The 1,985-nt window shown below is 68.6% G+C and carries 3 protein-coding genes; all 3 read left to right on the forward strand.

Annotation, left to right across the window (positions count from 1 at the left end):
* The first annotated feature begins 165 nt into the window (after positions 1-165).
* The 3 genes from AB1207_RS24385 to AB1207_RS24395 all read left to right on the forward strand — a co-directional run bounded on the left by AB1207_RS24385 (position 166) and on the right by AB1207_RS24395 (position 1,812).
* Positions 166-507 (forward strand): hypothetical protein, encoded by a 342-nt coding sequence (locus tag AB1207_RS24385; RefSeq protein WP_367641426.1) that lies wholly within the window; start codon positions 166-168, stop codon positions 505-507.
* 95 nt (positions 508-602) lie between these two features.
* Positions 603-887 carry a hypothetical protein gene (locus AB1207_RS24390; protein ID WP_367641428.1) on the forward strand — a complete coding sequence of 95 codons (285 nt, stop codon included), beginning with the start codon at positions 603-605 and terminating at the stop codon, positions 885-887.
* A gap of 214 nt (positions 888-1,101) precedes the next feature.
* Complete coding sequence (locus AB1207_RS24395; protein ID WP_367641430.1) at positions 1,102-1,812, forward strand: class I SAM-dependent methyltransferase; 711 nt, start codon at positions 1,102-1,104, stop codon at positions 1,810-1,812.
* The last annotated feature ends 173 nt before the right edge of the window (positions 1,813-1,985 follow it).

Here is a 1,985-nt window from a genome sequence, read left to right on the forward strand (position 1 = left end):
TGACGGTGACTCACTGCTGCAGTGGCTGGCCGACACCGACTACGGATTCCGTCTCGACGAGGAGAGGGTCTGACCTCGGCGGGAAGGTAGCTGTGCCGTCGCGCGCACCGCGGGATGACCGTGAAGTCGCCCGGACCTCGCCGCACGAGAGGGCATCCTGACGCAGTGCCCAAGCTAACGATCAAGACTGGCCTAACGCGCTGGCGCATGGGCATGACCTCCTGGCGCGGGGGAGGCTTGACCTACTACCTGGATGGTCAGCCCGTCGGATCCCACATCGTGACCGTCTACCGCCCGATCCGCTTGCCCATCGCTGTCGGGGAGCACCTGATGGAGGTGCGTCAGACGGGGACGCGGGATGGGTACACGGTGACGGCGCGGTTGTCGTTCGTCGTGCCGGACGGAGTCCAGCGGGTGATCGTGCAGGCGCGGCCCGCGCGCCGGTGGTGGGTCTCGTCGACCAACGTCATCGACGACATCAAGATCAGCTTTCGCCCGCGAGCATGATCGCGCGCACCGCGGGATGACCGTGAAGTCGTCGGCTCTGCACTCGTTCCCCGATTACCCAGTCGTCACGCTATTCCTTGGCCAAGATGGCGACCATGAGCGACGCCAGTGGCCAGCACCAGTGGACCGACGAGGACGCCGCCGGGGCCAGCGACACCGACAGACGCATTGCTCCGTTGAGGTCGGCGGCCCTTGGTGGTCTCGCCGTGGGGGTCCTGCTCCTCATCGCGGGGGCCGCGTGGCTGCAGCACGCGCAGAACTCGGTGGACGGCTCTTTGTGGGGTCCCCTCGTCTGTTTCCTCCTCGCTTTTGGGGCGCTCAGCTGGGGAGGTCTGGCGGCCTTGGCCTTCTGGATCTGCCGGGCGGTGTTCAACAGGTAGTCGCGCACCGCGGGGCATCGTCAGGCGCGTGAAGTGCCCGCCTCCGACGACTGCCCGTATCGCGGGATGACCGTGCGGTCGTTCGGCGTGCTTCCTGCGGCACGGACAGTCCGTCCGCGAAGATGGTTTGGCCAGTTCGACCCGAGGAGGATCGCCCGTGAACGCCGAGCCAGACGCGCGGCACGTCCGATCCATCGACGACGTCCTGACCTTGATGGACTTCCTGTTCGAGGCCACCGCCGACCGCTGGACCCCCGGCGCCGGCGGCCAGTGGTGGGACAGCTTCTACGACGACCGGACCAAGCCCGTCCCCTTCTTCGAGGACAAGCCCGACGAGAACCTCGTCAGCTACCTCGACCGCGGACTGCTCACCACCGGTCGCGTCCTGGACCTGGGCTGCGGCCCAGGCCGCAACGCCCTGCACCTGGCCGGCCGCGGCTTCGACGTGGACGGCATCGACCTTTCGCGGCGTGCCGTGCAGTGGGCCCGCGAACGGGCTGAACGCGGAGATCACACCGGAGCCGGCGGTGGGCACGTCGCCTTCCACCACGGCGACGCCTTCGGTTCCGGCGGTGCGGCCCTGACCGGACCCTACGAGCTGGTGTACGACTCCGGCTGCCTGCACCACCTCCCCCCGCACCGGCGGGTCAGCTACCGGCGACTGCTCGACCGCGTCCTCGCGCCCGGAGGTCTGTTCGGCCTGGCCTGCTTCGCGAGCCCGGCGATGGGCACGACCGTCCCGGACGAGCACCTGTACCTGCGCGGTGGGCTGGAGGGAGGGCTGGCCTTTACCCCGGGGGACCTGCGCTGGCTCTTCAGCGACCTGGAGGTCGTCGAGATCCGGCCGATGCAGGCTCAACCTGCAGACGCGCCGCTGTTTGGGCAGGACTTCTTGCTGACCGGACTCTTCCGTCGGCCGGCCTGAACCTGACCTGAAGCCCACCGCGGGATGACCGTGCGCCCGCACGCACCGCGGGATGACCGTGAAGCTGTCACCCGCCACGATCAGCTCATGACGTGGCAGCAGCAACTGCTCGACGCAGCGCAACAAGCGGCCGTCGACGACAGGCGGGTGATCGAACTGCTCGTGCACGGCTC

Source organism: Kineococcus endophyticus, from assembly GCF_040796495.1.
Lineage (GTDB): Bacteria > Actinomycetota > Actinomycetes > Actinomycetales > Kineococcaceae > Kineococcus > Kineococcus endophyticus.